The organism is Vibrio sp. D173a, from assembly GCF_030248475.1.
In genome coordinates this window covers 1-1,386 of the sequence record NZ_JAHGAH010001135.1, presented here as the reverse complement: position 1 = coordinate 1,386, position 1,386 = coordinate 1, and the positions used below count along the sequence as shown (strand labels likewise).

Below are 1,386 nucleotides of genomic sequence, written 5' to 3'. Positions count from 1 at the left end.
CTGTGCGGGGTATTTTATTCTTTACCTAATGCCGCTTTGAAGGCACACTGAATTTCGATTTTTATCTAATAAAATGATGGAACCTATAATGACTAAAGTACTTCACACAGAATCAGCTCCAGCAGCAATCGGCCCATATGTACAAGGCGTTGACCTAGGCAACATGGTACTGACTTCAGGTCAGATCCCAGTGAACCCAGCTACTGGTGAAGTGTCTTCTGATATCGCAGAGCAAGCTCGTCAATCTCTTGAAAACGTTAAAGCCGTTGTTGAAGCGTCTGGCCTAACAGTAAAAGACATCGTTAAGCTAACGGTATTCGTTAAAGACCTAAATGACTTCGGTACAGTAAACGAAGTATACGGCAAGTTCTTCGACGAGCACGGTGTTGCAAACTACCCTGCACGTTCATGTGTTGAAGTTGCGCGTCTTCCTAAAGATGTTGGTATCGAAATCGAAGCTATCGCAGTTCGCAAATAGTCTCGACCAGATACAAAAAAGGTTGCCACTACGGCAACCTTTTTTGTATCTGAAAAACGCTTACTTGCTGTTCAGTGTTTTCACTTCTTCATCAAGCTCTGCAAGTTTTGTTTTCATCTGCTCGCGGCACTCGTTCGCTAGCTCACGAACGTTCGACTTATCAAAACCTTCAACACTGACTGGTGGTAGCATCTCTACAATCACGTGACCGTTATTCCAACGGTTCAGTTTGATTCCGCCTGTCGAGCTACATACGATTGGGATAATCGGTAAACCAGCACCAATCGCTGCGTGGAATGCTCCGGTCTTAAATGGCAATAGGCCACGTCCACGAGAGCGAGTGCCCTCTGGGAACATCCATACCGACACATCACTGCCCTTTAGGTTATCAACCACTTGATCAATCGTACCTACCGCTTTGCTACGGTTTGCACGGTCAATCAGGATATTACCCGTTAGCCAGTAAAGCTGACCAAACAGTGGCATCCAAGCTAGGCTCTTCTTACCCACAGTAACTACTTTAGGTGTTACCGCAGAAGACACAGTGAACAAGTCCCAGTTATTTTGGTGGTTGGCAACGTAAACGTGTTGACCGCGAGAGTCTGCATCTCCTGGAATACGCAGATCCAGAGTAATGCCAAAAATCTTCGACATGCGGCCAAAATAACGACCAAAAGTAAATACGTGCTTTGGATTACGTGGGCTTAACAAGCAGTAACCGCAACCAAATACAAACATGAAAATCGCAAATATTGCTACAGCGAAAATACGTAATATTGCTATCATTTTGTTCCTCAACAACCGCTTAACTAGGTCTGTTTTAATTACGCATGATGGTAACAGAGTCGTAAGCGGCAAAATACAATAAAAAAGCCGAAACCAAAGTTTCGACTTTCTTTTTTATTATC

At 44.0% G+C, this 1,386-nt stretch carries 2 protein-coding genes; one reads left to right on the top strand and one right to left on the bottom strand.

Going from position 1 to position 1,386, the window contains the following annotated elements:
- Positions 1-88: 88 nt before the first annotated feature.
- Positions 89-478, top strand: coding sequence for a RidA family protein (locus tag KIV40_RS31810; RefSeq protein ID WP_285353316.1), 390 nt, complete (start codon positions 89-91; stop codon positions 476-478).
- Between the two features lie 60 nt (positions 479-538).
- Here KIV40_RS31810 and KIV40_RS31805 read toward each other — a convergent pair whose 3' ends face one another.
- Positions 539-1,264 carry a 1-acylglycerol-3-phosphate O-acyltransferase gene (locus tag KIV40_RS31805; RefSeq protein WP_285353314.1) on the bottom strand — a complete coding sequence of 242 codons (726 nt, stop codon included), beginning with the start codon at positions 1,262-1,264 and terminating at the stop codon, positions 539-541.
- Positions 1,265-1,386 lie beyond the last annotated feature (122 nt).